This window comes from Marinagarivorans cellulosilyticus, from assembly GCF_021655555.1.
Lineage (GTDB): Bacteria > Pseudomonadota > Gammaproteobacteria > Pseudomonadales > Cellvibrionaceae > Marinagarivorans > Marinagarivorans cellulosilyticus.
On sequence record NZ_AP023086.1, the window covers coordinates 3892773 to 3919356 of the forward strand.

33 protein-coding genes are annotated in these 26584 nt (G+C 47.9%); 7 read left to right on the forward strand and 26 right to left on the reverse strand.

Features of this window, described 5'->3' with window-relative positions; translation table 11 throughout:
- Positions 1–34: 34 nt before the first annotated feature.
- From MARGE09_RS15720 to MARGE09_RS15750, 7 genes are all read right to left on the reverse strand, one after another.
- The gene (locus MARGE09_RS15720) at positions 35–340 is read right to left on the reverse strand and encodes a putative signal transducing protein (protein WP_236983430.1); all 306 of its coding nucleotides are present in this window, start codon (positions 338–340) and stop codon (positions 35–37) included.
- A gap of 5 nt (positions 341–345) precedes the next feature.
- Positions 346–831, reverse strand: coding sequence for a 2-C-methyl-D-erythritol 2,4-cyclodiphosphate synthase (gene ispF / locus MARGE09_RS15725; protein WP_236983432.1), 486 nt, complete (start codon positions 829–831; stop codon positions 346–348).
- Positions 832–857: 26 nt separating this feature from the next.
- On the reverse strand, positions 858–1589 hold the full coding sequence (gene ispD, locus MARGE09_RS15730) for a 2-C-methyl-D-erythritol 4-phosphate cytidylyltransferase (protein WP_236983434.1): 732 nt from the start codon (positions 1587–1589) through the stop codon (positions 858–860).
- 18 nt (positions 1590–1607) lie between these two features.
- On the reverse strand, positions 1608–1877 hold the full coding sequence (locus tag MARGE09_RS15735; protein ID WP_236983436.1) for an FtsB family cell division protein: 270 nt from the start codon (positions 1875–1877) through the stop codon (positions 1608–1610).
- A gap of 104 nt (positions 1878–1981) precedes the next feature.
- Positions 1982–3274, reverse strand: coding sequence for a phosphopyruvate hydratase (gene eno / locus MARGE09_RS15740; protein WP_236983438.1), 1293 nt, complete (start codon positions 3272–3274; stop codon positions 1982–1984).
- 96 nt (positions 3275–3370) lie between these two features.
- On the reverse strand, positions 3371–4219 hold the full coding sequence (gene kdsA / locus MARGE09_RS15745) for a 3-deoxy-8-phosphooctulonate synthase (RefSeq protein ID WP_236983440.1): 849 nt from the start codon (positions 4217–4219) through the stop codon (positions 3371–3373).
- Positions 4216–5847 (reverse strand): CTP synthase, encoded by a 1632-nt coding sequence (locus MARGE09_RS15750; RefSeq protein WP_236983442.1) that lies wholly within the window; start codon positions 5845–5847, stop codon positions 4216–4218. Before MARGE09_RS15750 ends, kdsA begins: the two co-directional genes overlap by 4 nt.
- Positions 5848–5945: 98 nt before the next feature.
- On the opposite strand from MARGE09_RS15750, the gene MARGE09_RS15755 reads away from it, so the two are divergent.
- A complete protein-coding gene (locus MARGE09_RS15755) occupies positions 5946–6107 on the forward strand; it encodes a hypothetical protein (RefSeq protein WP_236983444.1) in 162 nt (53 codons plus the stop codon).
- A 13-nt stretch (positions 6108–6120) separates the two neighbouring features.
- Here MARGE09_RS15755 and MARGE09_RS15760 read toward each other — a convergent pair whose 3' ends face one another.
- Genes MARGE09_RS15760 through MARGE09_RS15780 form a run of 5 tightly spaced genes read right to left on the reverse strand, consistent with a single transcriptional unit; the run spans position 6121 to position 9811 of the window.
- Positions 6121–6654: a GNAT family N-acetyltransferase gene (locus MARGE09_RS15760; RefSeq protein WP_236983446.1), complete on the reverse strand. Its 534-nt coding sequence runs from the start codon at positions 6652–6654 to the stop codon at positions 6121–6123.
- The gene (gene lipA, locus MARGE09_RS15765; protein ID WP_236983448.1) at positions 6655–7632 is read right to left on the reverse strand and encodes a lipoyl synthase; all 978 of its coding nucleotides are present in this window, start codon (positions 7630–7632) and stop codon (positions 6655–6657) included.
- A 48-nt stretch (positions 7633–7680) separates the two neighbouring features.
- Complete coding sequence (gene lipB / locus MARGE09_RS15770) at positions 7681–8337, reverse strand: lipoyl(octanoyl) transferase LipB (protein ID WP_255711991.1); 657 nt, start codon at positions 8335–8337, stop codon at positions 7681–7683.
- A 41-nt stretch (positions 8338–8378) separates the two neighbouring features.
- Positions 8379–8651: a YbeD family protein gene (locus MARGE09_RS15775; protein WP_236983451.1), complete on the reverse strand. Its 273-nt coding sequence runs from the start codon at positions 8649–8651 to the stop codon at positions 8379–8381.
- Positions 8648–9811 (reverse strand): D-alanyl-D-alanine carboxypeptidase family protein, encoded by a 1164-nt coding sequence (locus tag MARGE09_RS15780; RefSeq protein WP_236987391.1) that lies wholly within the window; start codon positions 9809–9811, stop codon positions 8648–8650. Before MARGE09_RS15780 ends, MARGE09_RS15775 begins: the two co-directional genes overlap by 4 nt.
- 228 nt (positions 9812–10039) lie before the next feature.
- On the opposite strand from MARGE09_RS15780, the gene lexA reads away from it, so the two are divergent.
- Positions 10040–10642: a transcriptional repressor LexA gene (gene lexA, locus MARGE09_RS15785; RefSeq protein ID WP_236983453.1), complete on the forward strand. Its 603-nt coding sequence runs from the start codon at positions 10040–10042 to the stop codon at positions 10640–10642.
- A gap of 4 nt (positions 10643–10646) precedes the next feature.
- Complete coding sequence (locus MARGE09_RS15790) at positions 10647–11078, forward strand: hypothetical protein (protein ID WP_236983455.1); 432 nt, start codon at positions 10647–10649, stop codon at positions 11076–11078.
- A gap of 123 nt (positions 11079–11201) precedes the next feature.
- On the opposite strand, the gene MARGE09_RS15795 is transcribed toward MARGE09_RS15790, so the two are convergent.
- From MARGE09_RS15795 to MARGE09_RS15805, 3 genes are all read right to left on the reverse strand, one after another.
- A complete protein-coding gene (locus tag MARGE09_RS15795; protein ID WP_236983456.1) occupies positions 11202–11573 on the reverse strand; it encodes a YajD family HNH nuclease in 372 nt (123 codons plus the stop codon).
- Between the two features lie 130 nt (positions 11574–11703).
- Positions 11704–12888 (reverse strand): hypothetical protein, encoded by a 1185-nt coding sequence (locus MARGE09_RS15800; RefSeq protein WP_236983457.1) that lies wholly within the window; start codon positions 12886–12888, stop codon positions 11704–11706.
- A gap of 964 nt (positions 12889–13852) precedes the next feature.
- Complete coding sequence (locus tag MARGE09_RS15805; protein WP_236983458.1) at positions 13853–14827, reverse strand: transposase; 975 nt, start codon at positions 14825–14827, stop codon at positions 13853–13855.
- Positions 14828–15738: 911 nt separating this feature from the next.
- Here MARGE09_RS15805 and MARGE09_RS15810 point away from each other — a divergent pair.
- The gene (locus tag MARGE09_RS15810) at positions 15739–16326 is read left to right on the forward strand and encodes a uroporphyrinogen-III synthase (RefSeq protein WP_236983459.1); all 588 of its coding nucleotides are present in this window, start codon (positions 15739–15741) and stop codon (positions 16324–16326) included.
- Between the two features lie 217 nt (positions 16327–16543).
- Here the strand turns inward: MARGE09_RS15810 and MARGE09_RS15815 are convergent, their stop codons facing one another.
- From MARGE09_RS15815 to MARGE09_RS15855, 9 genes are all read right to left on the reverse strand, one after another.
- The gene (locus MARGE09_RS15815) at positions 16544–16975 is read right to left on the reverse strand and encodes a hypothetical protein (protein WP_236983460.1); all 432 of its coding nucleotides are present in this window, start codon (positions 16973–16975) and stop codon (positions 16544–16546) included.
- A 1-nt stretch (position 16976) separates the two neighbouring features.
- A complete protein-coding gene (locus tag MARGE09_RS15820; RefSeq protein WP_255711686.1) occupies positions 16977–18077 on the reverse strand; it encodes an RES domain-containing protein in 1101 nt (366 codons plus the stop codon).
- A 190-nt stretch (positions 18078–18267) separates the two neighbouring features.
- Positions 18268–18789, reverse strand: a complete 522-nt coding sequence (locus MARGE09_RS15825; protein ID WP_236983463.1) for a helix-turn-helix transcriptional regulator — start codon at positions 18787–18789, stop codon at positions 18268–18270.
- The gene (locus tag MARGE09_RS15830) at positions 18786–19085 is read right to left on the reverse strand and encodes a hypothetical protein (RefSeq protein WP_236983465.1); all 300 of its coding nucleotides are present in this window, start codon (positions 19083–19085) and stop codon (positions 18786–18788) included. Before MARGE09_RS15830 ends, MARGE09_RS15825 begins: the two co-directional genes overlap by 4 nt.
- A gap of 71 nt (positions 19086–19156) precedes the next feature.
- Positions 19157–20104, reverse strand: a complete 948-nt coding sequence (locus tag MARGE09_RS15835) for a tyrosine-type recombinase/integrase (protein WP_236983467.1) — start codon at positions 20102–20104, stop codon at positions 19157–19159.
- On the reverse strand, positions 20101–20931 hold the full coding sequence (locus tag MARGE09_RS15840; protein WP_236983469.1) for a toprim domain-containing protein: 831 nt from the start codon (positions 20929–20931) through the stop codon (positions 20101–20103). The genes MARGE09_RS15835 and MARGE09_RS15840 overlap by 4 nt, the downstream gene beginning before the upstream one ends.
- On the reverse strand, positions 20928–21689 hold the full coding sequence (istB, locus tag MARGE09_RS15845; RefSeq protein ID WP_236987392.1) for an IS21-like element helper ATPase IstB: 762 nt from the start codon (positions 21687–21689) through the stop codon (positions 20928–20930). The genes MARGE09_RS15840 and istB overlap by 4 nt, the downstream gene beginning before the upstream one ends.
- The gene (gene istA, locus MARGE09_RS15850) at positions 21682–23283 is read right to left on the reverse strand and encodes an IS21 family transposase (RefSeq protein ID WP_236983471.1); all 1602 of its coding nucleotides are present in this window, start codon (positions 23281–23283) and stop codon (positions 21682–21684) included. The genes istB and istA overlap by 8 nt, the downstream gene beginning before the upstream one ends.
- 194 nt (positions 23284–23477) lie before the next feature.
- Positions 23478–23786 (reverse strand): hypothetical protein, encoded by a 309-nt coding sequence (locus MARGE09_RS15855; RefSeq protein WP_236983473.1) that lies wholly within the window; start codon positions 23784–23786, stop codon positions 23478–23480.
- A gap of 272 nt (positions 23787–24058) precedes the next feature.
- Between MARGE09_RS15855 and MARGE09_RS15860 the strand changes: the two genes are divergently transcribed.
- The 3 genes from MARGE09_RS15860 (at position 24059) to rnk (ending at position 25653) form a co-directional block, all read left to right on the forward strand.
- Complete coding sequence (locus MARGE09_RS15860) at positions 24059–24820, forward strand: hypothetical protein (protein ID WP_236983475.1); 762 nt, start codon at positions 24059–24061, stop codon at positions 24818–24820.
- 119 nt (positions 24821–24939) lie between these two features.
- Positions 24940–25200, forward strand: coding sequence for a uroporphyrinogen-III synthase (locus MARGE09_RS15865; protein WP_236987393.1), 261 nt, complete (start codon positions 24940–24942; stop codon positions 25198–25200).
- 78 nt (positions 25201–25278) lie between these two features.
- On the forward strand, positions 25279–25653 hold the full coding sequence (gene rnk, locus MARGE09_RS15870; RefSeq protein ID WP_236983477.1) for a nucleoside diphosphate kinase regulator: 375 nt from the start codon (positions 25279–25281) through the stop codon (positions 25651–25653).
- Positions 25654–26027: 374 nt separating this feature from the next.
- On the opposite strand, the gene MARGE09_RS15875 is transcribed toward rnk, so the two are convergent.
- Complete coding sequence (locus tag MARGE09_RS15875) at positions 26028–26252, reverse strand: hypothetical protein (protein WP_236983479.1); 225 nt, start codon at positions 26250–26252, stop codon at positions 26028–26030.
- 27 nt (positions 26253–26279) lie between these two features.
- The gene (locus MARGE09_RS15880; protein WP_236983481.1) at positions 26280–26522 is read right to left on the reverse strand and encodes a hypothetical protein; all 243 of its coding nucleotides are present in this window, start codon (positions 26520–26522) and stop codon (positions 26280–26282) included.
- Positions 26523–26584 lie beyond the last annotated feature (62 nt).

Genomic DNA, 26584 nt, shown 5'->3' on the forward strand with positions numbered 1-26584 from the left:
ACTGGCATGAACTTCATGCCAGTAGCTCATTTTATTAAGCGACTTTGTGCTGGCAATTCCAGCACAATTTAAAAGACGGGTAGTTTTTCTCTCGGCAATTCGGACACACCCAATCTTCAAGCTTTTCTTCGCTTGTAAGCGCTTGAATTAAACCGTCAGCGCGCTCAAAATCTTTTTCATTGACCACCCAAAGCTCTAGCCAGCAATCCATGGGTGCCAAGTCACCAGCGCCGGCGGCAAGATGCTCATTTCTTAGCTGCACATCTATACCTTCGCTTAACAATAAGCTTTTAGCATTTTCAACTAAAATGGCGTTTTGATGGCTATACACTAACTTCATACCAACTACCCCTTCACCAATAGTGCAACACACAGCGCAGTTATACCTTCTTTACGCCCATTAAAGCCTAACTTCTCAGTCGTTGTGGCCTTGGTATTAACCTGACTTACTTCACACGCTACGTCAGCGGCAATGCATTGGTTCATCGCAATAATGTGAGGGGCCATTTTAGGCGCTTGAGCGACAATAGTGCAGTCTACATTACCCACCTGATAACCCAATGCCGCAACCCGCGCATAAACGCTGCGCAACAATTCGCGGCTATCAGCACCTTTGTACGCATCATCAGTATCAGGAAAGTGCAAACCGATATCACCCAAGCCGGCAGCGCCAAGCAGTGCATCACATACCGCATGCAACAATACATCGCCATCTGAATGCGCAACCAAGCCTTGAGTATGCTCAATGCGCACACCACCTAAAATAATGTGGTCGCCATCACCAAAGGCGTGAACATCGACGCCCTGCCCTATGCGGAAATCACAAGACACTTTATTCCCCTGATTTTGCTTAACACTTACCAATTTAATGCCTGTTGACCTAAAATAAATCCCGCTAATGCTAAGTCTTCAGGCCGTGTAATTTTTATATTATCGCGGGAGTCCTCAATTAAATCGACGCTCCCACCACAGTGCTCAATTGCACTCGCCTCGTCGGTGATTGCCACGCCCGTGCTTAATGCAGCTTTTAGTGCAGCATGCAATTCACCCAAACGAAAACACTGCGGCGTATGCGCCTGCCACAAGTTATCTCGCGAAACCGTTTCCGTAATAATTGGGGTATTCGCCTGCTGACGCTTAAGGGTATCTGCCACTGGCGATGCAAGAATAGCCCCTCGCCCGGTTTTGCGGCAATGCCCAAGCAAGCGCTCCAGCGAGGCATGACTGACACAAGGCCTCGCGGCATCGTGCACCATCACCCAATCGGCATCATCACTTTGCGCCATATCGCGCAAATAGCCCAAGCCATTAAACACCGAGTGCGCACGCTCTGTGCCACCTATCGCAGCAAAAATACGGGGGTGCTTAGCAATCGCAAGCTCACCAAAGCGTGTATCGCTATCGGCGTGGCAAACCACAACACCGGATATTTCTGCAATATGAAGCAATTTCCCTAAGGTAAGCTCAATAACCGTTTTATTATTTAAGGTTAAATATTGCTTAGGCAATACGGCCTGCATTCGCGAGCCATTACCGGCGGCAGGCACTACCGACCAGCAACGATCAGAATTTCTTTGAATGGGATTCACAAAGGTTACTCAGAAAAGTTAATCAGCAAACATAAAGAAGGTTTCGCCTTCTTTAATCATTCCCAGCTGAGTTCGCGCTTTTTCTTCAATCATTTTAGAACCGTGCTTAAGCGCTAGCACTTCTGCCAGCAAAACACGGTTGCGGTCTGTCAGTGTGTCGACTTCCGCCTGCTGTTTAGCCATTTCACGCTTTAGCGAAACAAGGTGCGCCAAGCTACCATCGCCAACCCAAAGGCGGTATTGGCTAGCAACCAGCAGCAACACTAAAACAAACAATAATTTATTCATGATTAAAAGATAGCAAAGAAAAAGCACCGAATAAACAAAAGGGCCGCCAAGCGACCCTTTTTAACGCATTTTACATTAGCGCATAGCACCAATGAGAACCCGCTTTATGCTTTTTTGAATTCAGCTAAACCGCGGTAAGGCGCTTTTTCACCAAGCTCGGCTTCAATACGCAACAAGCGGTTATATTTTGCTACGCGGTCAGAGCGAGACAAAGAACCGGTTTTGATTTGGCCCGCGGCAGTAGCAACAGCCAAATCGGCAATGAAGGTGTCTTCAGTTTCACCTGAACGGTGTGAAATCACAGCAGTATAACCGGCATCTTTAGCCATTTTAATGGCGTCCAATGTTTCGCTAAGCGAACCGATTTGGTTGAACTTAATTAAGATAGAGTTAGCAATTTTCTTATCAATGCCCTCTTTCAAAATTTTGGTATTTGTCACAAACAAATCATCGCCAACCAACTGTGTTTTCTCGCCAGTTTTAGCGGTCAAGTCAGCCCAGCCATCCCAATCACTTTCGTCCATGCCATCTTCGATAGACAAAATCGGGAACTTCTCGGTCAAACCTTTAAGGTAATCAGCGAACTCAGGCGCAGAGAATTTTTTACCTTCGCCAGCCATATCGTAAACGCCATCTTTGTAGAATTCTGACGACGCACAATCCAACGCTAACGTTACGTCTTTGCCCAACTCGTAACCTGCATTCGCTACGGCTTCAGCAATTGCTTCTAAAGCCCCTTCGTTAGAAGGCAAGTTAGGTGCAAAACCACCTTCATCACCCACGGCGGTATTTAAGCCGCGACCAGACAATACTTTTTTCAAGGCGTGGAAAATTTCTGCACCAACGCGCAAAGCTTCAGCAAAAGTGGGCGCAGCAACAGGCTGAACCATAAACTCTTGAATATCAACATTGTTATCGGCATGCTCGCCGCCGTTAACAATGTTCATCATAGGCACCGGCATTGTGTACTGGCCAGGAGTGCCATTTAAATCTGCAATGTGCGCATACAAAGGAACGTTCTTAGCAATCGATGCTGCTTTGGCAGCCGCTAAAGAAACAGCCAAAATTGCGTTTGCACCCAAAGTCGCTTTGTTTTCAGTACCATCAGCGTCCAACATAATTTGATCAAGTTCGCGTTGCGCTGTTGCGTCTTTGCCCACTAACAAAGGTTTGATGGTGTCATTAATGTTAGCAACCGCTTTTAAAACGCCCTTACCCAAATAACGGCTTTTATCGCCATCACGTAATTCCAATGCTTCACGTGAACCCGTTGAAGCACCAGAAGGTGCACATGCAGAACCTACTGCGCCCGACTCCAAAATAACTTCCGCCATAACCGTTGGGTTACCGCGTGAATCCATAACTTCAAAACCTTTGATGTCGACAATCTTACTCATTTGAGTCCGTCTCCGTTAGTTGTAGGTAAAACATAATTACATTGTGGGAATAAATAATGGCCGCACCAGCTGCGGCCATCAAAGAAATTTAAATAATTACTGAATGTCCAGCGCAGGCAACGATTTCACTAAATCATCAACGGCTTTAATCTGCGCCAAAAATGGCTCAAGTAAATTGAGCGGTAACGCACTAGGCCCGTCACACTTTGCATTGTCCGGTTCGGGGTGGGCTTCTAAAAATAAGCCCGCCAAACCCACAGCCATACCCGCACGCGCCAGCTCGGCGGTTTGACTACGACGGCCACTTGAAGCTGCGCCAAATGGGTCGCGGCACTGTAACGAGTGGGTAACATCAAAAATAATCGGCGCTTGGTCGCAACTGTCTTTCATGGTGCGAAAACCCAGCATATCCACTACAAGGTTGTCATACCCCATGCAGCTGCCGCGCTCACATAGAATAACCTTATCGTTACCGCACTCAGCAAACTTTTCGACAATATTCGTCATTTGCCCAGCGCTTAAAAACTGCGGTTTTTTTACATTAATAACAGCGCCAGTTTTTGCCATTGCTGCGACCAAATCAGTTTGGCGAGCCAAAAAGGCAGGCAGCTGAATAACATCACAAACCTCGGCAACGGGCGCCGCTTGCTCTGGGGTGTGCACATCGGTAATAACTGGCACGCTAAACGTTTCTTTTATTTCTTGGAAAATCTTTAGCCCTTCATCCATACCTGGGCCACGATAAGAGTGCACGGATGAACGATTGGCTTTATCAAAAGAGGCCTTAAACACATAAGGGATACCGAGCTTTTGAGTAACCTCTACGTAAGCTTCGGCTGTTTTTAGCGCTAGATCACGCGACTCCAAAACATTCATGCCACCAAACAGCACAAAGGGAAGGTCATTAGCAACTGAGATGCCTTGAACTTTTATCACTTTGCTCATTTTTTTGCCTCGTTATAGGCAATAGCCGCATTGACGTAACTTGTGAAAAGAGGATGGCCATCGCGCGGCGTCGAAGTGAATTCGGGGTGGAATTGACAGGCAACAAACCAAGGGTGATCAGGAATTTCAACAACTTCCACTAAAGCATCATCGGCGGACCAGCCACCAATTCTTAAGCCTGCCTTGCGCAAGTGATCAATAAAATGGTTGTTCACCTCATAGCGGTGACGATGGCGTTCAACAATAACATCCTCGCCATAAATATCGTGCACTTTACTGCCTTTCTCTAAACGGCATTCTTGCGCACCAAGGCGCATTGTGCCACCCAAGTCACTTGCTTCATCACGCTTTTCTACATCGCCGTCAGAGGTAATCCACTCGGTAATTAAACCAATAACAGGGTGCGATGTTTTAGTGTCGAACTCGGTACTGTTAGCATCACCCCAACCAACCACATTGCGCGCAAACTCAATAACCGCAGACTGCATACCCAAGCAAATGCCCAGGTATGGAATATTATTTTCGCGTGCATGGCGTACCGACATTAGCTTGCCATCAAGGCCGCGCTCGCCAAAACCGCCAGGCACCAAAATAGCATCGACACCGTCGAGCAAACCAATGCCCTGCTCTTCTACATCTTCAGCATTAATGTGGCGTAAATTCACTTTTGTTTTTGTATGGATGCCCGCGTGGCTGATAGATTCATTCAGCGATTTATAAGCGTCGAGCAACTCCATATATTTGCCGACCATGGCAATGGTGATTTCTTTTTCAGGGTTAAGCTTGCGATCAGCAACCCAGTCCCATTCAGATAAATCAGCGGGTTCCGCTGTAAGCTTGAATTTATCTAACAGGATTTGATCGAGATGATAATTCTGCAAGTGATGCGGAATCGAATAAATGGTATCGACATCGGGCAATGGCACAACCGCGCGCTCTGCAACGTTTGTAAACAAAGCAATCTTTCGAAGGGAGTCGTCGTCGATTAAGGTTTCTGAACGGCACAATAATACATCCGGCTGCAAACCAATTGAGCGCAGCTCTTTTACCGAGTGCTGGGTAGGTTTTGTTTTTGTCTCGCCAGCTGTCGCAATATAGGGCACGAGTGTTAAATGCATCAGGGCGCTTCGCTCGCTGCCCAGCTCCACAGAAAGCTGGCGAACAGCCTCCAAAAACGGCTGCGATTCGATGTCGCCGACCGTACCGCCAATTTCCACCATGGCCACATCGTAACCATTGCCACCTTCTAAAATGCGGCGCTTAATTTCATCAGTAATGTGCGGAATAACTTGCACGGTACCGCCCAAGTAATCGCCACGGCGCTCTTTGCGCAACACAGTTTCGTAAACACGGCCTGTTGTAAAGTTGTTCTTTCGCGACATATTCGAGCGAATAAAACGCTCGTAATGGCCTAAATCAAGGTCGGTTTCGGCACCGTCTTCGGTCACAAAAACCTCACCGTGCTGAAACGGGCTCATAGTGCCAGGGTCGACATTGATGTAGGGGTCTAGCTTTAAAATAGTCACTTTAAGACCGCGCGCTTCAAGCACTGCAGCTAAAGATGCAGACGCAATACCTTTACCCAATGACGAAACCACGCCACCGGTAACAAAAACAAATCGTGTCATTTGACGCCTTGTGAAAGTCAATCGTTTAGAGGCATTCTAAACGTGAAAATTAACGGGTATTCGAATTGAGAGGATCAAACCATCATTGAAGAGTATTTATGCTGCAAACAGATGAAAACACAAAACTGGCGAGCCGAATACCTGCGCCTTGTGCAATCCCAACCGTTCCAACCAACACCCTTAAAGACGCCCGCGTGGATGGGGCGGCAGATTACCAGATTTGGGCTTTTGTCTCAATTATTTGCCGCAGTAAATCGTGATTACTGTGTTGAACTAGGCGCCAGACGCTTGGATAACCTTCTTAAAGACGGCGACAGACGAACCCGATGAATGCGACTTAGACATTAGGCATTCCTGCCAGCCTTTGCTGATATAGTAACTACGCGCTATATCGGTATACAGGTATAACTCTGTTTCACCCAAGCGTAAGGCGGTTTGCTCTGCGCTTTGCAGCAACGCATCCCCCACGCCACGACCGCGTGCAGTAGGGGTAACAAACAGGTTGCTCAACCACAAGCCTTCAGCCAATCGTGTATTGCGGCTATTTAAGCGGGTAAGGCTGACGCAACCTAACGGCGGCGCCTTATGCGTTTCACACTCTTTGGCGACTAAAGTCATAGGTACCGCCGCACCACTTAAGTGCTCCTGAAGCTGCGCACGCCGCTTAGCATAGGCTTCAGCGGGGTTTTCTAAGCTATCTTTTCGCTGCTTAAGCCATTCGGCATGCAGCCAAAGCAACAGCGTATCGATTAGCGATGGCTGATCTCGCAGATCAAAGCAAATACCATCCCAATCAACAACCGGCAATTATTTTACCTCCTCTCCATGCGCCTGCTTATCGGCGTGGTACGAAGAGCGAACCAGCGGGCCACAAGCCGCATGCTTAAAACCCAACTCTTTTGCATAGGCCGCATACTCGTCAAACTCACTTGGCTCCACATAGCGCCGCACAGGCAGGTGATCTTTTGATGGTGCCAAATATTGACCTATAGTCAGCATGTCAATATCGTGCTCACGCATGGTTTTTAACACATCCATAATTTCTTCTTTGGTTTCCCCCAAACCCACCATCAAACCCGATTTAGTCAATACATCTGGCTTCAGCGCTTTATATTTTTGCAGCAGTTTGAGCGACCACTGGTAATTGGCGCCAGGCCTGGCTTCGCGATACAGGCGCGGCACAGTTTCCAAATTGTGATTAAACACATCTGGCGGCTCAGCAGCCAATATTTCTAACGCAACATCCATACGGCCACGAAAATCAGGCGTTAAAACCTCTACCTGCAAGTTTGGCGATAACAAACGAGACTCACGAATACACGCCGCGAAATGCTCCGCACCACCATCGCGCAAGTCGTCACGGTCCACCGAGGTAATCACGACATATTTAAGGCCCATATCGGCTATGGCACCGGCTAAATTTTTAGGCTCAGCAGGGTCTAGCGCATTAGGCTTGCCATGGCCAACATCACAAAAAGGGCAACGACGGGTGCAGATGTCCCCCATAATCATGAACGTAGCGGTACCGCCACTAAAACATTCACTCAAATTAGGGCAGTTAGCCTCTTCGCATACAGTAGACAATTTACTTTTGCGCAACAACGATTTAATGCGCTGCACCTCTTGCGAGGCCGGAATGCGAACGCGAATCCAGTCTGGCTTTCGCAGGGGCGCATCCGATGCAATCACCTTTACAGGAATGCGCTCTACCTTATCGGCATCGCGCAGCTTCTCACCTTGCGCTATGCGCCTGGTACGTTTTACAGGATCGAAATGTTCGGTCATAGTTACCTCAAAAATCCAGCCGCCATTATTGCCACTGGGAAGTGCCGGCTAGCCATGCTCATTCGCCAGCACACACTTAAGCTCTGTGAGTAAGCACTCTACATAACGTGCTTTTGCTCCTGCAATTAAATCTGCGGGGGTTTGGTCAACATAATCTATCAATTGCGCCATTTCTAACGCAGGGTAACCACAGGGGTTAATGGCATCAAAGGGGGTCAAATCCATAGCAATATTGATTGCCACGCCGTGAAAGCTACAACCGCGGCGCACCCGCAACCCCAAAGAAGCCACTTTTTTATCGCCAACATAAACGCCTGGCGCATCCGCTCGGGCGGCCGCCTGCACATCGTAATTTGCCAAGCACGCAATCACACTGTTTTCAATATGGGTGACAAGCTCACGCACACCCAGCTGCTTGCGCCGCAAATTCAGCAGCGGATAAAACACCAACTGCCCTGGGCCATGGTAAGTCACCTGCCCCCCCCTATCGGTTTGCACAACCGGCGCCGTCGGGTCACCGATAATATGCTCAGCCTTGCCGGCCTGCCCCTGAGTGTAGGTGGGCAAATGCTCAACAATCCATAGCTCGTCAGATATCGGGTGTGCGGGATCCTCCTCTGCGCGCGCATTGGTAAATGCTTGCATAGCAGCCCATACTTCCTTATAAGGCGCAACACCAAGGTCTTTCACCAATATGGGTGTCAGTAGCGAAGGGGTTTCATCAACAATAGCCTGATCAACCACGACTACATCACCATCTTAACGAAGCTTAAACCTTTAAGTGCTTCGTGCAACGCCTTTAACTGTGGCTCCCCTGTCGCAATAATAGCCACGGTTAATGAAACAAAGCGCCCATTGCGGCTGGGGTTAAGTGGCTTTGGCGCAGCCGACAGCTGCGCGTGCTGAGCAACCACCTCTAGCACGGCTGCCTCATAACCTTCAAAAGCATCACCAATGATCTTGACTGGGTAATTAGGGCAAGGAAACTCAATAACCGGGGGATTATTTTGCTCACTCATGACAACAAACCATTGATAAACAGCATCAAGCTATCCCACAAACGCGCAAAAAAACCAGATTGCTCCACATCATAAAGCGCAACCAAGCTACCTTGGTATAGGGTCTCGCCGTCGTAAGTAATGGCTAGGGTGCCCAAAGGCTGCCCAACCGCAACAGGGGCTTTAATGGTGTCGTCAACCGTGGTTACCATTTCCAGTTTGTCACTGGCACCGCGCGGAATGGTTAAGGTGATGTCATCTATCACCCCTAAAGACACCTGTTTATTCAAACCCTGCCAAATGCGCTCATCAAGTAATGGCTGCTGACCTTTAATGGCAGTATGTGTTGAGTAATAACGAAAACCGTAAGACAGCAGCTTTTGCGACTCCACCGCACGCGCTTCTTTAGAACGCGTGCCCAGCACGACAGAAATCAAACGCATGCCTTCCTTGTCTGCTGTTGCCACCAAACAATAACCTGCAGCTTCAGTGTGGCCGGTTTTCAATCCATCTACGCTACTATCGCGAAACAGCAAGCTATTGCGGTTATCTTGTTTAATGCCGTTATAGGTAAAGCTTTGTTCAGCATAAAGGCCATAGTGATCGGGGTGGTCGTAAATGGTGGCTTGTGCCAACAAGGCTAAATCCCGCGCCGTTGTTAAATGCCCCTCAGCCGGCCAGCCCGTTGCATTTTTAAAGTGCGTATTTTGCATGCCAAGCAAGGTGGCCGTTTGATTCATTACATCGGCAAAGGCACCCTCACTACCGGCAATATGTTGCGCTAGCGCAATAGAAGCATCATTGCCCGATTGAATAATGACACCGCGCAGAAGGTCAATAACCTCTACCTCCGTGCGTGGCTTTAAGAACATGGTCGAACCACCACTGGATGTGCCGCCGCGGCGCCATGCATCGTCGGTGATATATACCTTATCTTGCTCACTTAAATCGCCGCGCGCCACCTCCTCAGAGACAATATAACTTGTCATTATTTTGGTAAGGCTCGCTGGGGGCAACTGAGAATCAGCTTGCTCCTCAATTAGCACATGCCCTGTTTGCGCATCGATAAGAATATAGGCTTTTGCCGCAACCTGAGGAGGCTTGGGAATGATAATGTCTCGCGCTATCGCCAGCTGCGATGCGCCCGCAAGCAGCACTGCTTGCGCAAAGGACCAGTACATCTTGGTTTTAAAAATCATGATGAGAGTAGTTATCCGTGGCCAAAAGTCGCGATTATAGCAGCATTGCCTAAACAAACTCCAAAGCCTTACGGCTGCACAAGCAAGCACCAACCTCCCACTGCCCCACAAATTTAACCACTACACTGAAAAAGGTGCTTGCACTACAGCAATTACTGCTTATAATCACATACTGTACAGCCAACCAGTACTTTTACCTTTGGAGGCAAAATGTCCAAACTTACCGCCAGACAGCAGCAAGTATTCGATGTTATTAAATCGCATATGGAAGACACCGGCTGCCCCCCAACTCGCGTAGAGCTCGCGAAGATTTTGGGCTTTAAGTCGGCCAATGCCGCTGAAGAGCACATCAAGGCCCTAGCACGAAAGGGCGCCATTGAAATTATCGAAGGCGCCTCTCGCGGCATCCGCCTACCCGAAGAGGCCCGCGGCATACCGCTTGTAGGCCGCGTTGCCGCAGGCAACCCCATTTTGGCCACCGCACACATCGAGGATTATTTGCCCATACCGCAAAACTTCTTCCACCCGTCTGCGGACTATCTGCTGGAAGTACGCGGCATGAGCATGAAAGACGCCGGTATCCTTGACGGCGATTTACTGGCTGTTCGCGAATCTAAAACCGCCAAAAATAACGACATAGTCGTGGCGCGCGTGGAAGACGAAGTAACGGTCAAGCGCTATCGCCGCGAAGGCAACCGCGCACTGGTACAACTATTCCCCGAAAATGAAGACTTTGATGTTATTGAAGTAGATTTACGCGATAGCAGTTTTTCTATCGAAGGCATTAGCGTTGGCGTTATTCGCCGAGGATAAAACTATGCAAGCTCTCTCTTTGCAGCAACCAAGCCAATACAATACCGCAGATGCCGCAGCCAACCGGCCCTCTAAGGTTAGCGAGATAATATTGGCAGGCAACAATCCGCAAGGCGATCTAACCTTTGCCATGCTGGCCCACCTTAGCCATCAACATAAAACTGATGGCCATAACGGGCGTTGGCTCACATGGATATGCCCAATGCTAATTAGCCGCGAGGCGCTTGCGCAGTTTAACTTCGATGTAATGGGCCTTAGAATTTTACACCCCAAACGCGAAGCCGACATACCTCAACTAATGCAAGATGCCTTAAATGCCGGCACCAGCCATACCGTAGTGGCCCACTGCCAAGGCTTTAGCAGCAAGCTGTTCCCTTGGTTAGAAAATGCCGCTTACGCTGGCGATTGCAGCGCCTTAATTATTCGCCCCCAATAAAATTGCAGCAAGCTTAGCTCAACCTCTCCTCCTCGACCCTCCGTTTTTCCGCAGCTGTACGCCATTCAGCTGCGGAAAAACGGAGTTTTTTTATTTCCCCACCCTACCCCTCAACAACAGACATTATTCTTTTTTGCTTTTTTCCATTTGAGCTTTTAAATCAGCAAAAGGATTAAAAGTGGCGGGCGCAACCTCCGCAGATTTTCGGCTGCCATAAATAATTTGGTTAGAAAACTTAGTATGCTCTTCATCATGGCAATACACACAAAGTAGCTCCCAATTACTGCCATCAGAAGGATTATTATCGTGATTATGATCCCGATGGTGCACCGTTAGCTCCCGCAAGTTTTTATGGTTAAACTCGCGGGTACATCGGCCACACACCCAAGGGTACATTTTTAATGCTCGCTCACGGTACCCCTTTTCACGAGTTGCAATATATTCGCGCTGCTCCGCAAGAATGCGATCCAGCTTACTGGTCGGTGTCACTGACATAATAAATCCTAAAGTAAAAAGTAGGCCTCACGCCAAAAGCTTTTGCTCACAATCACAAGCATGCAGGCCCAATATCAAGATCAAACACTACCCCCTGCAAACAAAAGCAGCCACAAAGTAAACATAAATATTATTCGCCAACACTAAACTCTAGCTGCTCGACATTATCGACATACAGCTGGGGGTTTGCTTGGTTTGCGGTAGTTACATTTATTCGCCCGGCTACATTCACTTGTACTACTGGGTTCACAAAGTAATTTCGCCCCGCCACCGCCGTGGCCAAATTGGCCTGCCATGCCGCCTGGGCCTTTTCAGACAACGCTGAAAATAACGCATTAAACGCGGCCGGGTCTTCAAAGCCAATGCCAGGAAACAACGTATAAATGCGCGCGATACCATTGGCATCACTCACTTTAACCGCATAAACATCACGCGATATTGCCGGGCTAGCCGCAAAGCGCACCAACGCACCTTGCAACACTACTTCACGGTTATGGCAACCTACCATCGCATCAACGCGCTGCAAAGCATCGACCACAGCGGCATCTGTTCGGAAATGCAAAGGCCGGTTATCAGCACGAATTATACTCACATCGATCAGCACAATATCATTTCGATACAAAGCTGCACTTAGCGCTTGATGGCTAGCATCAACAATCACCGGCAAAACCATGTCCTCATGCTCAAGCACCAACCCCTTGCCACCATCAACAATGGCGTGAACCTGCGCCAAAATTTTTGCCCGATCAACACCCTCAAACAGTGTCTCATCAACACGGTAATTATAATCGTAGCGCGTAGCATAGGGCTCGAGCACCTCCAACGCCTCCACCAGTACATGCCGAGGACCATCCCCCGTTTGCAATAAATTTCCCTGTATGCGAATCCGGTCATGCCGCCCGACAGACGCTAACGCCCCAGCCACTTGCCCATCATTGGGCACAAGGCTTAATTCCTCAGCATCAAAAAAGTTAGTGTCGCTGCGATAAGTAAAAACAGCTTGTTGGTTAATAGACATAACCCCATGCACCGTTCCCACCAAACCCTCGCCAAGCAACTGCTGCTGTAAAAAGTCGCGCTCGAACCGAAAGCTCACTACACGCGTGCCTAGCGCCGCAGGCGCAGCGCAAAAACGAGACTTATCAATCATCGCGATACTGGGTGCCAAACGTAAGTAACCTTCACTTAACTCAGAACTCGCCGACGATCCACTAGCAACGGAATCCCCAGCAGCCCCCATCTTGCCACCACAGGCAACAAGCAAGCTAAAACAACCCATTAACAGAATATGGCTAACTGCCGAAAAATACGCCATCACTCAACTCCTAGAATTAAGCCCCAAAGGCTCTTTATATCAATAAGCCTAATTGTACGCACAAGTGCACCGCAAGAGCGCAACATCAAGCAGTGACCATGGCGTTTTGTGATGGAGTTAAGCCGACTATTAAAGAAAGCAATAGCAGCTTTGTGCGTGCATTGGGAGCCAAACAACATACCCAGACGCACACCAAAAATAAATGCACTCAGATGCTCACTCGGATATTTATAGCCTATTTGAGGGCGTGCGTAAGCAATCAACAAAACGCATAGCGGTTAAGCCTTCGGCCCATACGCCTACACTTTTCCATCGGCTAAAATTCGCTTTTAGAGGGAATACTTTGTGAGCTTTAAGTGCGGATAACCTCGCGAAAAAAGGAGCCAATATATTCGTTATCGAATGCAAAAATGTAAAACGCTAGGTGATCATTGGGTAGAAATTTATTACCAATCTGAAAGCGAGCCCTGTGGATCAGCATACCGAGTGGTGCAGGGAGAGCTGGCTAGAAACCAGCGCTTACCCGATTTATGACCGTAATTATTTAGGGTACCCACGAATCCCAAATGGGTTTCCAAAAGGGTCTAATACCTGACACATACGAACACCACTTTTAAGATCCATCGGGCCGCGAAAAAGTGTTGCCCCTTTGGAAAGTAAAAAACTTAATCTTGCATCGAAATCTTCTGTTTGCCAATACACAACAGTGCCAGCACAACCTGATGAGACTTTTGTAATCAAAACAGGACACTAACAATTAATCAAAACAGGACACTCACTTTAAAAAACAATCAAATCTACCCGCTCGATGTTTCAGGCCCAGCAATCTTTTTCAGGCGAAGCTGTAGGCCCGTGATCTTATGACCACAGGCTATCAAAAATGTATTTTTAGAACAACGAGCCATATACCCAAGCTAAGTTAAGCCTAGAGGCGTGAGGAAAGCGGAGGGGAATAAGCGGCTGATCAGCCAAATAACGACTGGCAGCGCCGCCGATTAGGCGTGCGCTGGTACCCCATTGCAAAAGCGGCACTTTCGATATGATCACCAGCCCCCACAAAGGTTTTCGTGTTCTTTTCGAAAGCCCGGGTCAGCTCTAACCAGTTGTCTGGCTCGATACCTAGGCGATCAACAATTGGGGGTAAAGTTGAGATGATATGGCCTCGTTTATCATCGCGCATTACCCTGCCCGTCCAATCCACCAAATCAATGTAATCCATCAATGTAAACGGCAAGCCTTGCGGCATCGGTTCGCGCGGGTTACCGACAAATTGCGCTAGATTTTTTGGGGTCTCATTATTTTTAGCGGCCGCAATACGCTGCTTTATCGAGGTATGATCACTGGTTTCAGGGGTTTCGGCCATTTTCGCGCGAATTGGATTCAGATCAACATAAGCCATGCAGGCCGCTAATGCCGCTTCGTCACACAGCGCTTGCGATTTAAAACGCCCCTCCCAGAACCGCCCCGTGCATTTATCTTCCGCATTGGCCATGCGAGCAATCGGTTCATTCAGCGCCTTCATAAACTTGCTAATATCAAATAGATTCAGGCGCCACTGATCAATGCGCATTTTAACGGCGACTTGCTCGGCTTTATTCATGGGGTCCTGCCGAGCGTATTTTTGTGTGAGCACCGTACCCTTATAAAGCCGATGCCAGCGTTCGCACACCTCTAAATCCGTCAGGTGATGGGCCTCGGCAGCATTGATATGCAAGACGGTATGTACATGATTCGACATCACGGCATAGGCACACAAATCGATGGCGAAGACCTCAGCCAATAGCAATAAGCGGTCTTCAATCCACTGACGACGATGCTCGTAGTCTTGCCCCGTGTGGTTATCTCGGCCGCACAAGAAAGCCTTTCTAACACATCGACTGACACAGTGATAATAGGGCGTGGTGTCTAGCGAAACCTGGACTTTGCGAGCCTTGGTCATGGTAATCACCTAGCGGCAGAGGGTAATACCTTAAGCCTAGCCAATGATCACTTTTTGTCCAGAATTTAGAGTGTGTGTCCGTTTAATTTCGATCACTATGCACCTATCTAGGTAGGTGAGCAGATTCAATCTATTCAAGATCGTTATTGTCAATTACAATGACATGTATTAGCTCAGACATAAAATGACAGGTGCTATTGAAAAATAAATAACTGTCAGATTAACTCTGAGCTAATACACCATAGCGCTTGCCATTCGTTGCTTGCCGCCATTATTCTCACCCTATAGAGCTGTTATGCCGTTGATGGCACAAAAATCTTCCCAATCACTATTGCTAAGTTCAACCGATATTGCACCCATATCGTCTGGATATTCAGATTCAACAAGCTCAAACGTAATGAAGTCATCCCCGTGATCTTCAAGATTTATTTAACTGTAGATCTTGCCTTTACGGACTTTGTACTGGCCCTCTTCAATCGGTAATACCATATTATTCTCCTATATTGTTAAGCTCTTTGAGCTTATCTGATCGTAAGTGCCGTGCACAACCAATCGACTGCTCAAGTGGATTGGCACTACCCAATTAGCCAATAGGGTTAAAATTCGACCAAGCAATGGTATGTGCACTGGCACTCGTGTAACCGAATAATAATTAATTTTAAGTTGACATGCATGGATGTCTAGCATATTAATGTAAGCATGAACTCGATTCCACGCACATCACATTTAACGAGACAAGCTCAGAACTCTGCCAACCGCGGAGCATTTTCGCTTGCTCGCGCCTTTCTCATTTAAGGGCGACCAAGCATAGCTGACTTGGCCGCCCGAAACCTTTAGCTCCAACCTTTTCTTAAACTCGAAACGCACACCCCTCTCAGGGTTTGCGCGCGCCCTTCTTGGCGGGCTTAGCTATGTCTCACTTTAATAAAATATCCGTATTTATCACGCGGCCACCTGAGCTATTGCACAGCATTACCCATGTGCTGCCAAGCAATCGCTTTCAGGTCTATGCATCCCCCACGGTCAGCATTGAACCCGTTACGTTAAATAGCGAGCAAAACGAATGCTTTAACAATGCTGCAGACTACGACTACACGATTTTTACATCGCGATATGCGGTGGAGAATACGCTTACGCTTTGCAGCAACTTGGGCATATGCCCTCTCGTGTTTAACAATGGAACCCTCTGTGCAGGCGGGCCGATGGTCTCTGCACACCTCGAAAACCAAGGTTTACATGTTGACATTATTCCGCATCAATATACAGCCGAGGCATTAGCGTCAATTATTCCGCGGACGAGGAAGCCTGCAAAAATTCTATTTCCGAAAGGTAATTGCTCGCCCAACATTCTAGAACCACTGTTAAAGAAAAAGGGTCACAGCGTAGATTCGATTGAAGTTTATCGCGTCACTCAACATGACGACCTCTATCCACAATTGCAGCAGAAAATCGACGATCAAGATGTTGACTGTATTGCTTGTAGGCACCGGCCCACATGAGCCACCGTGCCGGAGGTTAGTGCCAGCCTGTGCCGGTTAGGCTAGGACATGGCGCTGGTTTCAGGGCCAAAAACAGTGACTTTTAGAGTGACGTCCCTGTGTCTCGCGCCCTAAAGCGAAGAGATAGACACTAAAAAGCCCAACCGGTTGGCTGGGCTTACGTTTACTCGCTACGTAGTGTTTGGGGTGTCCCAGATTACTTCTTTATTGCTCTAATCTATGACCGCCACTGCAACTCATCATTCTCATGCTCAATCGTTACATCTTCTAACTTTGGTGCCATATTAATTTTTCCACATGAAAGACAAGTTGTTTCTTTAGAAGGCTTATTAGTTACAAGTTCATAAGCCGCTTTATCTCCACAGTTCAGGCAACCCCCGAAAGACTGTAAAAATTTATCAATAACTTTTTTTCGCCAACTTACATATTGTTCACCAGATTTTTCAGGTGGTCTGGTCAGTTCATTTAAAACTAAATCATTACGCCCATCACACCATATAGTTACTTGGCAAGCCAAGCATCGAGCACCCACTGCATTTTTACTGCTATGTGAATCAGCCAAATAAAGTATGTTTCTATTTTTACAATTGCAGCAACCCCAAGAAAACGCCTTCACGCCGGATTTTTTTAATAATATATTGTTTATCATTTTAATGATCCACAGGAACGTCAAAGACTGTATTCATGTTGTAAGAATCACTTCGCCCATCAAATAATATTAAATTATCACCTGAAGTTCTTGAGCTAGGAAATTTGATTCCGCTATAACCGTCATCATAGGCCCTATTTGACATTTCATTAGTGTAATCATACTCAGCGGTGTCTGTTTTCTTTTTTAACTCGCCAAGGTCAGCGCCATATGAACCTCTAACATCTGATTTTGTAAGATCTAAAACATTATCGGCTTTAATTTGACCTCGATATAAATTTCCATTTGCCTTGCCTCTAACCTCAGCAAAAGCTGTTGATGGGTGACCAGCAAAATATCCATCCTGCCCTGTACTACGATAACTCGGATCAGAGAACCTATAAGTATTTGCTGGGTTCGTGCTCATCAATCCATATTCCGGATCATAGAATCTATAACCATCAAACGTAACACTAGTTCCTAGATTTTGCTGAGTAGGAACAGCCAACTCAGCATCAGCCTGAGCCCCAGCACTGTTCCCAATATCACTAGTCTGCTGATTACCCTCAATTAGCGGCTGTTCTACAGTACTCTGCCCAGCAAGCTTTTTCTTAGCCGCCGCAACGCCGGACTTTACAGCATTCACCCCATCATCTAAAAGTTTTACTGCACCTTTTGCCATTTTTTCAACAGGCACGAGATCTTCAACAGAGAGGTCCGATAAGCCAAAGCCAGTTAATAGCGTGGAGATTGACGCTCTACACGCACCAGAGCCTGCGCATTTGGCTGTTGTTGCTCCTACCCCCGCAGCAATACCGGCCCCACCAACCAGACTGCCATAGAATTTCGGCGCAAGTTCCAGTGCTTGCTGCTCCAACTCAAGCCCTAATTCTAAGTGGCGGTCATCGCCAGTCATGGCGTAGGCCATAGCTTGCCCGCATAAGCTGGCCGAAGAAGCGGCACCACCTATCGCTGAGCAATATCCATCAGGATCCCAATAATAATTAGGATTCCCATAGGCATACAAATACCGATGCAAACTAGGCGCCTCAGTCCCCTCCCCAAGATAAGTATCCTGACTCAAGAACCGGCCCACATCGGGGTCGTAGAACCGCGCCTTCATATAAAGCTGAGTGGCTTTTAAAACCTACCGGTCAAAAACCACTCAACAATTGAAGAGTTTGGCATAAGGGAATTTGTTAAAAAACACGCTTACCGCAAGGGTAAACGCAAATTTTGGGCGAAAAAAAACGCACTGAATGTGCGCTCAAAATATCGTAATTATTACTGGCAGTAAATGCCAGCCATCATCGCTACACCAGCTGGGTATAATTCTCTACTGGCGACTGGATACTGACCAGCTGTTTGGCCGCATTAATTTCCATTGCGGTTTTAGAAACTTCTATAAGCCTACTATCAATCTTGTAACTCTCACGCTGCTTGAACCAATCAAGTACGGGAAACAAATGCCAAATAGCTGCTTTGCCTTCATGGATTGGAACGGGGAAAGATAGCGCATGGTTTTGGGTAAGCTTACGCATGTTTTGTCGCGAACAACCAATAATATCGGCAACTTCAGTTAGCCCCACATAATCGGGCGTTGCTTCAATTAATCGAGCTTCAGGGATTACAGACTTTACTTGCTTCAGCGCACTGACAATGGCTAACGCTGCGCTCTTATCCTCACGAATAAAATCTAGCGCAATGCGGCCTCGGCGCCCCACACCAATCAATGCATCATCACAACCTGCTTCCGCGAGCTGTTCGATGTATTGATCAGGGTCAGCATCGTTATCGGGAAGCGAATAGATTAATGTAAATTCATACTCATTCATTGTGTATTCTCTCCGTCATCATGATTGTCATTGGTGTTGTCAGCATTGATGAGGTCAATATTCCGCTCACACTTATTAACGACGCGCATTAATTGGCGAGCATGGTTAGATGGATTTTTCGGCGTACTCCAAACGCTCGCAATACAAAATTCTCCGCAGCGGCAGTCTTTATCGTTAAAAGGGCACTTAATTCGCCCCCACGCATGACTGCCTTTTGCGACAACTGACCAGCCTTGCTTCTCAGCATGGAGCAATGCGGCTTCAATCTCTTTATTGGTATGTTGTTTTCGTCTCATAAGTACCTCTAGCTTATGCCACAGCTCTTTGGTTGTCAAACGACAACCAAAGAGCTGTGGCAGCCCCTCTATTATTTCACCCCATATAAGGCCGCAGGGTGTGTAGCCTGATAAGTCTTAATCAATAAATCCGGCGATACCCGCGTATAAATTTGCGTGGTGGTAATGTCTTCATGACCTAGCAGCTCTTGAATCACACGAATATCGGCGCCATTCTCAAGCATTAGCGTCGCTGCCGCATGGCGAAATTTACGGCAAGAGCCGAGCTTGAGCGTGCCAGAGCGCTGAATATACTGGGACACCAAGCGCGACATTTGCTCGGGCCGATACGGCTTACCACGATTACTCACCAGAAGTGCATCAGTCGCCTCAAACTTCAGTAAGCGCGGCCTCGACAGATGAAGGTAATTCTCAAGCGCCAGAACAGTGCGTTCGGCAATAGGCACAACGCGATCCTTCTTGCCTTTACCCTTGCTCACGCTCAACAGCTTACGCGCCATATCCACATCGACGACGTTTAAACGGGCCAGCTCTGCGGTGCGAATACCGGTCGCAAACAAGACTTCCAATAGCGCCTTATCACGCAAGCCTTTAGCGCCATACTCAGGTACTTGGTCAATAATCATTTCGATATCCTCAAGCGTGAAGACGGCTTTCGGTAAGGACTTTGGCACGCGCGGTAATTCAAATTTTGCAAGTGAATGTGCTGGTAATATGCCCATACAATACAACCTGCGAAAGCATTCGCGCACAGCGGTTAACCGCAAGCGCCGAGTAGAGTGAGCCAACGGCTCGCCATCAAGTGCTTTCCGATAGCGGCACAAGTACAAGCTATAGCGCTCAAACTCCACCATGCCGATTTGCGCAAGAAGCGTTAATTGCTCTTGCTCACACCAGCTGGCGAAGTAGAAAAGCATGCGCTTTTTATTAAGGATTGTTGTGAGTGATTGGGCGTGAGATTCACAGTAAGTGAGATAACACTCAATGCCCTCGTGAAGTAATTCAGCGGTATCGTTCATAAAGCCCCCGCTAAATAAGGCCGGGCGTTGGCAAGTAAAGAATGAAACGCCGCGCGGTCCCCCGAAAGCTTTCCCCAAGCCGCATTTAAATCACAACGTTTCGGGAGTGCTATGTAACGCAGCATAACCGGCAGTTCCCGTGTAACAGACCGTAACTGCTCGATAAATTGTTGAGCGAATCCCCCTTTATTAATCACAACGGTAAGGCTAGCTAAACCAGCATCACTCAGCTGCTGCCATTGATTATTCGTCAATTCTGCATTCCCCCAGCAGCTGACCACGTTGTTAATACCCGCTTTAATAAGTGTCAGCGCTTCAATGGGCGTTTTGCATAAATACACATGCCGATGCCGATAAATCACCAACTCATTAAATAAGCCTGCCTCCTGGGTAGCCCAATAAATGTAAGGCACGCACCGCGAAGCCAGTTTAGGTGTTACCCGCCGACCATACGCCGCCAAAGGCATACCATTACACAACGCAGGTACAACAATCGCCCCCTCAAATGTCTCACGCCCCGAAGGTCGCATCAAACCCAGTTGCCGTAAGGGACCACGCGCCCGTTGCCCTGCCACAGATTTTGCCACCGGTAATTGGCGATGAAGCGTGCGGTCACAAAAACCTATGTGAAATTGCTGTAGCAGCGCCTTGTCCAATAAACCGCGCTCTTCTAAATAACACTGTGCGCGGGAGGATTGCCATAAGCACTTCTGGTAATAGCTAAACACTTGTTGAGCGGTATGCCCTGCCGGATGGTGTGGCTGCTCAATCGCTAAAGGCGTCTGCACACAGCACATACGGTGTCGCTCTTGAATCATAGCGCTCATAATTTCCCCTCCTTCGTCGCAGAGCCCATACCTACACGTTTACGCATGGAGGCGCCCTGTAACTCGAGTTTATGGGAGCGGTGAACGATACGGTCCAGTATGGCATCCGCCAGCGTTGGCTCGCCAATATAGTCATACCAGCTTTTGATCGGCAGTTGCGAGGCGAGAATGATTGAACCATTACCACTGCGGTCATCAATGCACTCAAGTAAGTCTTGTCGGCCTACCTCGGTTAGCGGCGACAAACCCCAATCATCCAATATCAGTAAGTGACATTTGGCTAGGCGTACACGCAGCTTGGGCAAAGATCCGTCTGCTCGCGCGATAGCCGTTTGCTCCAAGAACCGACTCACTCGCAAATAGAGCACCGGCCAGCCCCTCCGAATGACCTGCATCGCCAGTGCGCAGGCAAGCCATGTTTTACCCACGCCTGTTGGCCCTGTGATAATGACATTCTGGTTTTCCTCAACCCACTGGCACAGCGCCAATGACGATACCTGCGCTTTATCTAATCCGCGCCGTGCGGTGTAATTAATATCCTCAATGCAGGCTCCGCTTTGTTTGAGCTTGGCTTGGTTTAACAAGCGTGTTTGGCGCTTTTGGCTGCGATCATGAATCTCAGCTTCGGCGCAGTGCGCTAAGCGCTCCTCAAAACTTAAACTGTGGAAGCGGGTATCACTTTGTTGCAGCTCCCAAGCACGTAGTACCCCTGATAGCTTTAACTCTTTGAGTTGTTCAACAATTGGCTGGTTAAGCATCGTCATGTCCTCTCTTAGGCAGGTCGCCCTCGGCGCTGTCTTCTACTGAATCTGTTTCCGATGGCTCCTCTATCAAAAAGTAGTCTGGCCCTCGAACATTGCTGTGCTCAGGAATGGTATTGAGAATGGTGTCATCGCTTGAACTGGCATCGAGATTGTTGCGCAGGATTGAGGTCAGGCTTTTCACCGTGGGCGATTGAATATCCAGCGCCCGCTGGCACGCAGCTTCGAGCCTTACAGCGTCATACTGGCGAGCCAGCGCCTTTACGCGACCGCAGGCTTGGCGGGCTGGCATGTAATGATCGTGCCGACCTTTAAACTGCGCTGCCACAAAACTCGCAGTGGCCGTACCTAACGTCAACGCCCACTCGGTGTAGCTCTCGAGGCTCTGGTTCGCGTAGGCGTGATGGCTCGCAGGCCGGTGCTCTGGCTGGGTCGTAGCACCACCCACGATATCATCGCGCAAGTGGCAGGCCACACGTTTGTGCACACAAAACAACTCAACCGATTTCAACGAGATGCGCGCCGATACCTGCTTGCCCACCAGATGATACGGCACCGAATAAGCATGTCCTTGCACATACACATGGTAATCCGGCCCAACCTTTTGCTCGGCTAGCCACTCGCCGTAGACATGCGGCGCATCTGGTAACGGGCGCAATACCGTTTTATCCAGTTCATTAAAATGCGACTCGCGGGAACCCGGTAAACGTTTAAACGGTCGCTGATTAAAGCGCTGCAATAGTGGCGCAATAGCTTGATTAATCGCATGCACACTTTGAAACATTTGGCGCGAGAGCGGCACACTAATCCAGCGAGTAATCAGTTTCACCCCGATTTCCGCCTTGGATTTATCTTGGGGTTTTCTGACCCGCGCTGGCACAATCGCCAAGCCACAGTGCTCGGCCCAGTCCTGATAAGATCGGTTAATGACGGGGTCGCGCCCTGGCTTGGTGACCGCAGACTTTAAGTTATCGGGCACTACCACTTGCGGCACACCGCCAAAAAACCACAGCATGCGGTTGTGCGCTTCAATCCAGTTCTCAAGTTTTTGGCTAGCCGATGCGAAAACAAAAGTGTAATTCGAGCATCCCATAACCCCCACAAACACCTGCGCTTGGCGCTGGCTTTGTGTTGCGTCATCATAATACGGAATCGTTTTACCGGCATAATCCACGTACACCACCTCACCCGCGTAGTGAATCTGGCGCATGCAGATGTCTAAGGTTTTTACGTGCTGCTTGTAATGGTGGTTAAACTGGGAGTACGAATAGGCATTGTCCTTATGGGCATCGCGGTAGCTCTCCCATAACTCAATGCGCGTCTGATGCTTGGCCTGCAGTAGCTTATGGGTCTCTGGCCAGTCAGGCATCACTTTGTTTGAATCATGCTGGCGATGCCCGTGGATATGGCCAGACAGCTCAATATCATCCATGGCCTCTATATCCGACCAGCACCACTGTTTGAGCTGTATTTTTTTGCGGTCGCGAGCCACGGTATTGCGTGAAACACCCAGCAGCTCACCGATTTTTCGATTGGAGAGTTTAGTTTGAAGCAGCAGGCGTAAAGCCTCCCGCCGTGCAGTTAAAGTCATAGCTGTACCTTGTTCAACAAATCATTCGGCACAGCGAGCCCGCAAAGCCAACATCAAAATGTAGCTCTGTACTTGACAGAATCGGCTTTGAGGATAAAACTGAAAGGAGTCGGGGTCATTATCGACTAGCTTCAAAAAGACTTGGGGATTGCCGTCCTCAGGTCTTTTTTCGTTTTAGCTCGCTGAATAAAGGGCTAACGTTCGACAGTTACATAATTCACCTCCTCTCGCTTTGGCGATTCCAAGTTCTGAGTGCGTTGCTGTGCTAAAAAGCGAGCGACCTCCTTCACAAGTGCATAACGCCCGCGCCGTTTTTCAATACCAAAAAGTGGAATCGGCATTTCGCCACGTGAGATCGACATACGAAACGCATCATCCGAGATGTAACCCAACGCTGACCACAGCGCCTTGCCTGTCACGACCGGCCCATAGGCCTCAAACAGCGAGGTATAGATTTCTCTTTCTAGATCCGCCTCTGCGGGCATCATTCGATTGGATTCCAAGGACCTGTCCCCCTCACTGACTATTGCCGTAACACTTAATAACCAGTGTATATAGGGGATAGAAAAGTGCCAGATTGGTCCCTTTGCACCGTAATTTCATTTTTGGCGGTTTTTGAAACAGCATTTTTAGTCTGCGAGCGCTATATTTATGGCCATATCAAAGAAACAAAATTTTTGATTTAGAGGAAATGAAAATTTTGGGAGATCATCCAAGTAAAGATCAATTAGCTATAAATAAGCGATTGGTTATGCGCTCGAGGAGCGCATTCTATGTGAACGAACTTTGTCACCGGCTGGGCACTTCTTATTCCAAGATTCCCGAAATACTTGCTGAGAAATCACCGCGATACGCTAAAAAGATAAGCTCAAGTCGCAGCAAGATATATCGATGTGCGAGCGAGGAATATGATTTAAGAGATTATGACCTTATTGCCGCATTCGAAGATGCACTGCCTGGCAGCGCCCGTGTTGCCGAGCACCCTCTTTGGAGGATCTTGGGAGATGATGTAAACAGCAACTCACTCACGTTAGCGGCCCAGCAATTAAGGCCCAGTTTGTATGTGAGTTTGGTGAATTTTAATGCCGATGACGACGCTTTCGAATTTAAAACACCAAGCACGCCGCATCGGAATAAAAAATTCTATGAAGCTTTAAATGAGCCGCCATTTCACGAAGCACCGAATCTCGATTGTTTAGTGGGGCTAATAATCTATGCAAAAATATGCGCTCGCTTCAAAAACAGGTATACGCTGGATGCGTCTTTCATTGCGAGACTAAATATTCAGAATATGTTATTGAATTTAGCGCTTCAGCCAAGGTTTTTCCCACCAATGAAATCGCTATATCGACTGATAAACGAGAGGTTTGTTGAATCGATAAGTTCGGATGTAAACGAAACGTTTAAAGATCCTAAAATAAAGATCACTTTTGAACGCTGTATCTTTCGCACGCCTAACGAGCTAAAGCGGGAATTTGATCAGCTGACCGATGTCACTCAACCATATCCAATCCAAACAATGACCTACCGAGAATAGCGTAATATCGCTCAGCGAGATCATTATTCCGTGGCACTTGACCAGCACGCCGGCCCACGCAAACCGGCACAGACTTTTGGCCACTAGCAGCAACTATGCACTGACTGACCGGCCCCTACATTGCTTTCACATCGCCTTCATCCGCCCAAGCGTTTGCGCGTCTAGCCCCGCATTCCAGGTACCCACAGCTATACAAGATGGCGACATTTGCTGCCATCGGTGCCGCCACCCAAGCAAGGTGCAATACACTTAATATCCGCTGTGAAATTACGCCGGAACAATCCACGGTGCATTCACTTGCACGAGAAATTGCAGCCTACTATGCCAAGAAGCAATGGCTACCAAATCACGACACTGCGCCAACAATCGCGTTTCAGTAAAACGTAGCAACACCCAAACTGAAAACCATACGTTATAGCGCTAGCAACCCATTCACGAAACTTATTGACAGACTTACTATGAAAAAACCCAACGTTATCATTAGCCAGAGCGATTATCTCAAAATATCAAATCTGTTGGACACGATCGATGGAGGGCAGAACTGCGACAACCTGATCGAAGAGCTTGAGCGAGCCCAAATTTTACCCGATAAAGAAATGCCAGATGATGTAGTAAAAATGCACTCGACCGTCACCTTTTCAATTGCGACTACGCACCGCACCTTCACACTAAAGCTGGTCTACCCTTATGAAAGAGACAAGGAAAAGAGTATTTCTATTCTAACCCCTGCAGGATCAGCATTGATTGGATTATCCGTAGGCCAACGTATCGAGTGGTCACTCACACAAAACAGTGCCCCCACCACAGTCACCGTCAAATCGGTCAGCAACTAAGCTGGTGTCGTGCAATAAGCTGAATAATAGAGTGCAGGCCCCTTTTTAACTCAGGGCAGACAGGGCTATCTATTTTGGTTAGCCTGCCTGCTCCGACCCTATGTACATATTTTGAGACCTGAAAATTATGGTTCTGCGGCCTTCGCAATGTTAAAAACCTGTTCGGTGACCATTGCCACGGCTTTATCTTAAACCCGCGAATTGCAGGTTCGACTTGTTCGGTTCGCTGTCATTTCAACACCTGAACAAAGTGAGGGCATTACCAACCATCGAAGCCTGTTCGGCGACAATTAGGATGGCCGGCTGACGACAATTATCTTGGTCGATTGGGTGTGACAATCGGTGCCTTATTTCCAATCTCTCATATTCCAACCTCACATTGATGGTGTATTACTAGGCGACCGAGACGGCTTCGCCTTTTGCTTTTCGTACTCATCTTGCCATGCGCTGGCGCGCTTGGAAAATGTAATTAACTTATCACGTTGTTTCTCTAGGTCAGTTATTTCAACTGCCAATGAGAATATTTCTTGTCGATCAGTAGACGCTACTTTGAGACGCTTTTTGCCTTCGATAAGCGTATTGATTTCATCTATTGTCATTTCCAACCTCCAATTTAATCGAATACATTACTTGAATAGATTACGGATATCTCGAATAGGATCTTTTAAGCGTTTATCAAGACCACCACCCGCTGCAATTTCTTCATCGTGGGTGAGTTGTAGCACACTATAATATCCTTCTATAGCAGCCTTTAGAGCCTTTGATTGTTCTGGTGTTAGCGTCACTTCATTTATGACAATAGCATCTTCATTCATTTCCAATATCATCTGTTCAGTTGTTCGATTTTTTTTTGATACATTTCTGTTCATTATGGTGCGTTAGATCCACAACATATCTCGCCGTGTCGGTTATCTTATCCAATACGAGCGCT

Coding starts and splice junctions, on each gene's coding strand:
- istA (WP_236983471.1), bottom strand. CDS start 23,283: ATGACTTTAACTGCACGGCGGGAGGCTTTACGCCTGCTGCTTCAAACT.
- lipA (WP_236983448.1), bottom strand. CDS start 7,632: ATGACCGAACATTTCGATCCTGTAAAACGTACCAGGCGCATAGCGCAA.
- lexA (WP_236983453.1), top strand. CDS start 10,040: ATGTCCAAACTTACCGCCAGACAGCAGCAAGTATTCGATGTTATTAAA.
- MARGE09_RS15780 (WP_236987391.1), bottom strand. CDS start 9,811: ATGTACTGGTCCTTTGCGCAAGCAGTGCTGCTTGCGGGCGCATCGCAG.
- MARGE09_RS15835 (WP_236983467.1), bottom strand. CDS start 20,104: ATGAACGATACCGCTGAATTACTTCACGAGGGCATTGAGTGTTATCTC.
- MARGE09_RS15815 (WP_236983460.1), bottom strand. CDS start 16,975: ATGATAAACAATATATTATTAAAAAAATCCGGCGTGAAGGCGTTTTCT.
- MARGE09_RS15820 (WP_255711686.1), bottom strand. CDS start 18,077: ATGAAGGCGCGGTTCTACGACCCCGATGTGGGCCGGTTCTTGAGTCAG.
- MARGE09_RS15875 (WP_236983479.1), bottom strand. CDS start 26,252: ATGACAATAGATGAAATCAATACGCTTATCGAAGGCAAAAAGCGTCTC.
- MARGE09_RS15795 (WP_236983456.1), bottom strand. CDS start 11,573: ATGTCAGTGACACCGACCAGTAAGCTGGATCGCATTCTTGCGGAGCAG.
- istB (WP_236987392.1), bottom strand. CDS start 21,689: ATGCTTAACCAGCCAATTGTTGAACAACTCAAAGAGTTAAAGCTATCA.
- MARGE09_RS15775 (WP_236983451.1), bottom strand. CDS start 8,651: ATGAGTGAGCAAAATAATCCCCCGGTTATTGAGTTTCCTTGCCCTAAT.
- MARGE09_RS15810 (WP_236983459.1), top strand. CDS start 15,739: ATGTCTCACTTTAATAAAATATCCGTATTTATCACGCGGCCACCTGAG.
- MARGE09_RS15735 (WP_236983436.1), bottom strand. CDS start 1,877: ATGAATAAATTATTGTTTGTTTTAGTGTTGCTGCTGGTTGCTAGCCAA.
- MARGE09_RS15840 (WP_236983469.1), bottom strand. CDS start 20,931: ATGAGCGCTATGATTCAAGAGCGACACCGTATGTGCTGTGTGCAGACG.
- MARGE09_RS15720 (WP_236983430.1), bottom strand. CDS start 340: ATGAAGTTAGTGTATAGCCATCAAAACGCCATTTTAGTTGAAAATGCT.
- kdsA (WP_236983440.1), bottom strand. CDS start 4,219: ATGAGCAAAGTGATAAAAGTTCAAGGCATCTCAGTTGCTAATGACCTT.
- MARGE09_RS15825 (WP_236983463.1), bottom strand. CDS start 18,789: ATGAATGAGTATGAATTTACATTAATCTATTCGCTTCCCGATAACGAT.
- MARGE09_RS15830 (WP_236983465.1), bottom strand. CDS start 19,085: ATGAGACGAAAACAACATACCAATAAAGAGATTGAAGCCGCATTGCTC.
- MARGE09_RS15880 (WP_236983481.1), bottom strand. CDS start 26,522: ATGAACAGAAATGTATCAAAAAAAAATCGAACAACTGAACAGATGATA.
- MARGE09_RS15755 (WP_236983444.1), top strand. CDS start 5,946: ATGCTGCAAACAGATGAAAACACAAAACTGGCGAGCCGAATACCTGCG.
- MARGE09_RS15800 (WP_236983457.1), bottom strand. CDS start 12,888: ATGGCGTATTTTTCGGCAGTTAGCCATATTCTGTTAATGGGTTGTTTT.
- eno (WP_236983438.1), bottom strand. CDS start 3,274: ATGAGTAAGATTGTCGACATCAAAGGTTTTGAAGTTATGGATTCACGC.
- rnk (WP_236983477.1), top strand. CDS start 25,279: ATGAAAAAACCCAACGTTATCATTAGCCAGAGCGATTATCTCAAAATA.
- MARGE09_RS15750 (WP_236983442.1), bottom strand. CDS start 5,847: ATGACACGATTTGTTTTTGTTACCGGTGGCGTGGTTTCGTCATTGGGT.
- MARGE09_RS15790 (WP_236983455.1), top strand. CDS start 10,647: ATGCAAGCTCTCTCTTTGCAGCAACCAAGCCAATACAATACCGCAGAT.
- MARGE09_RS15805 (WP_236983458.1), bottom strand. CDS start 14,827: ATGACCAAGGCTCGCAAAGTCCAGGTTTCGCTAGACACCACGCCCTAT.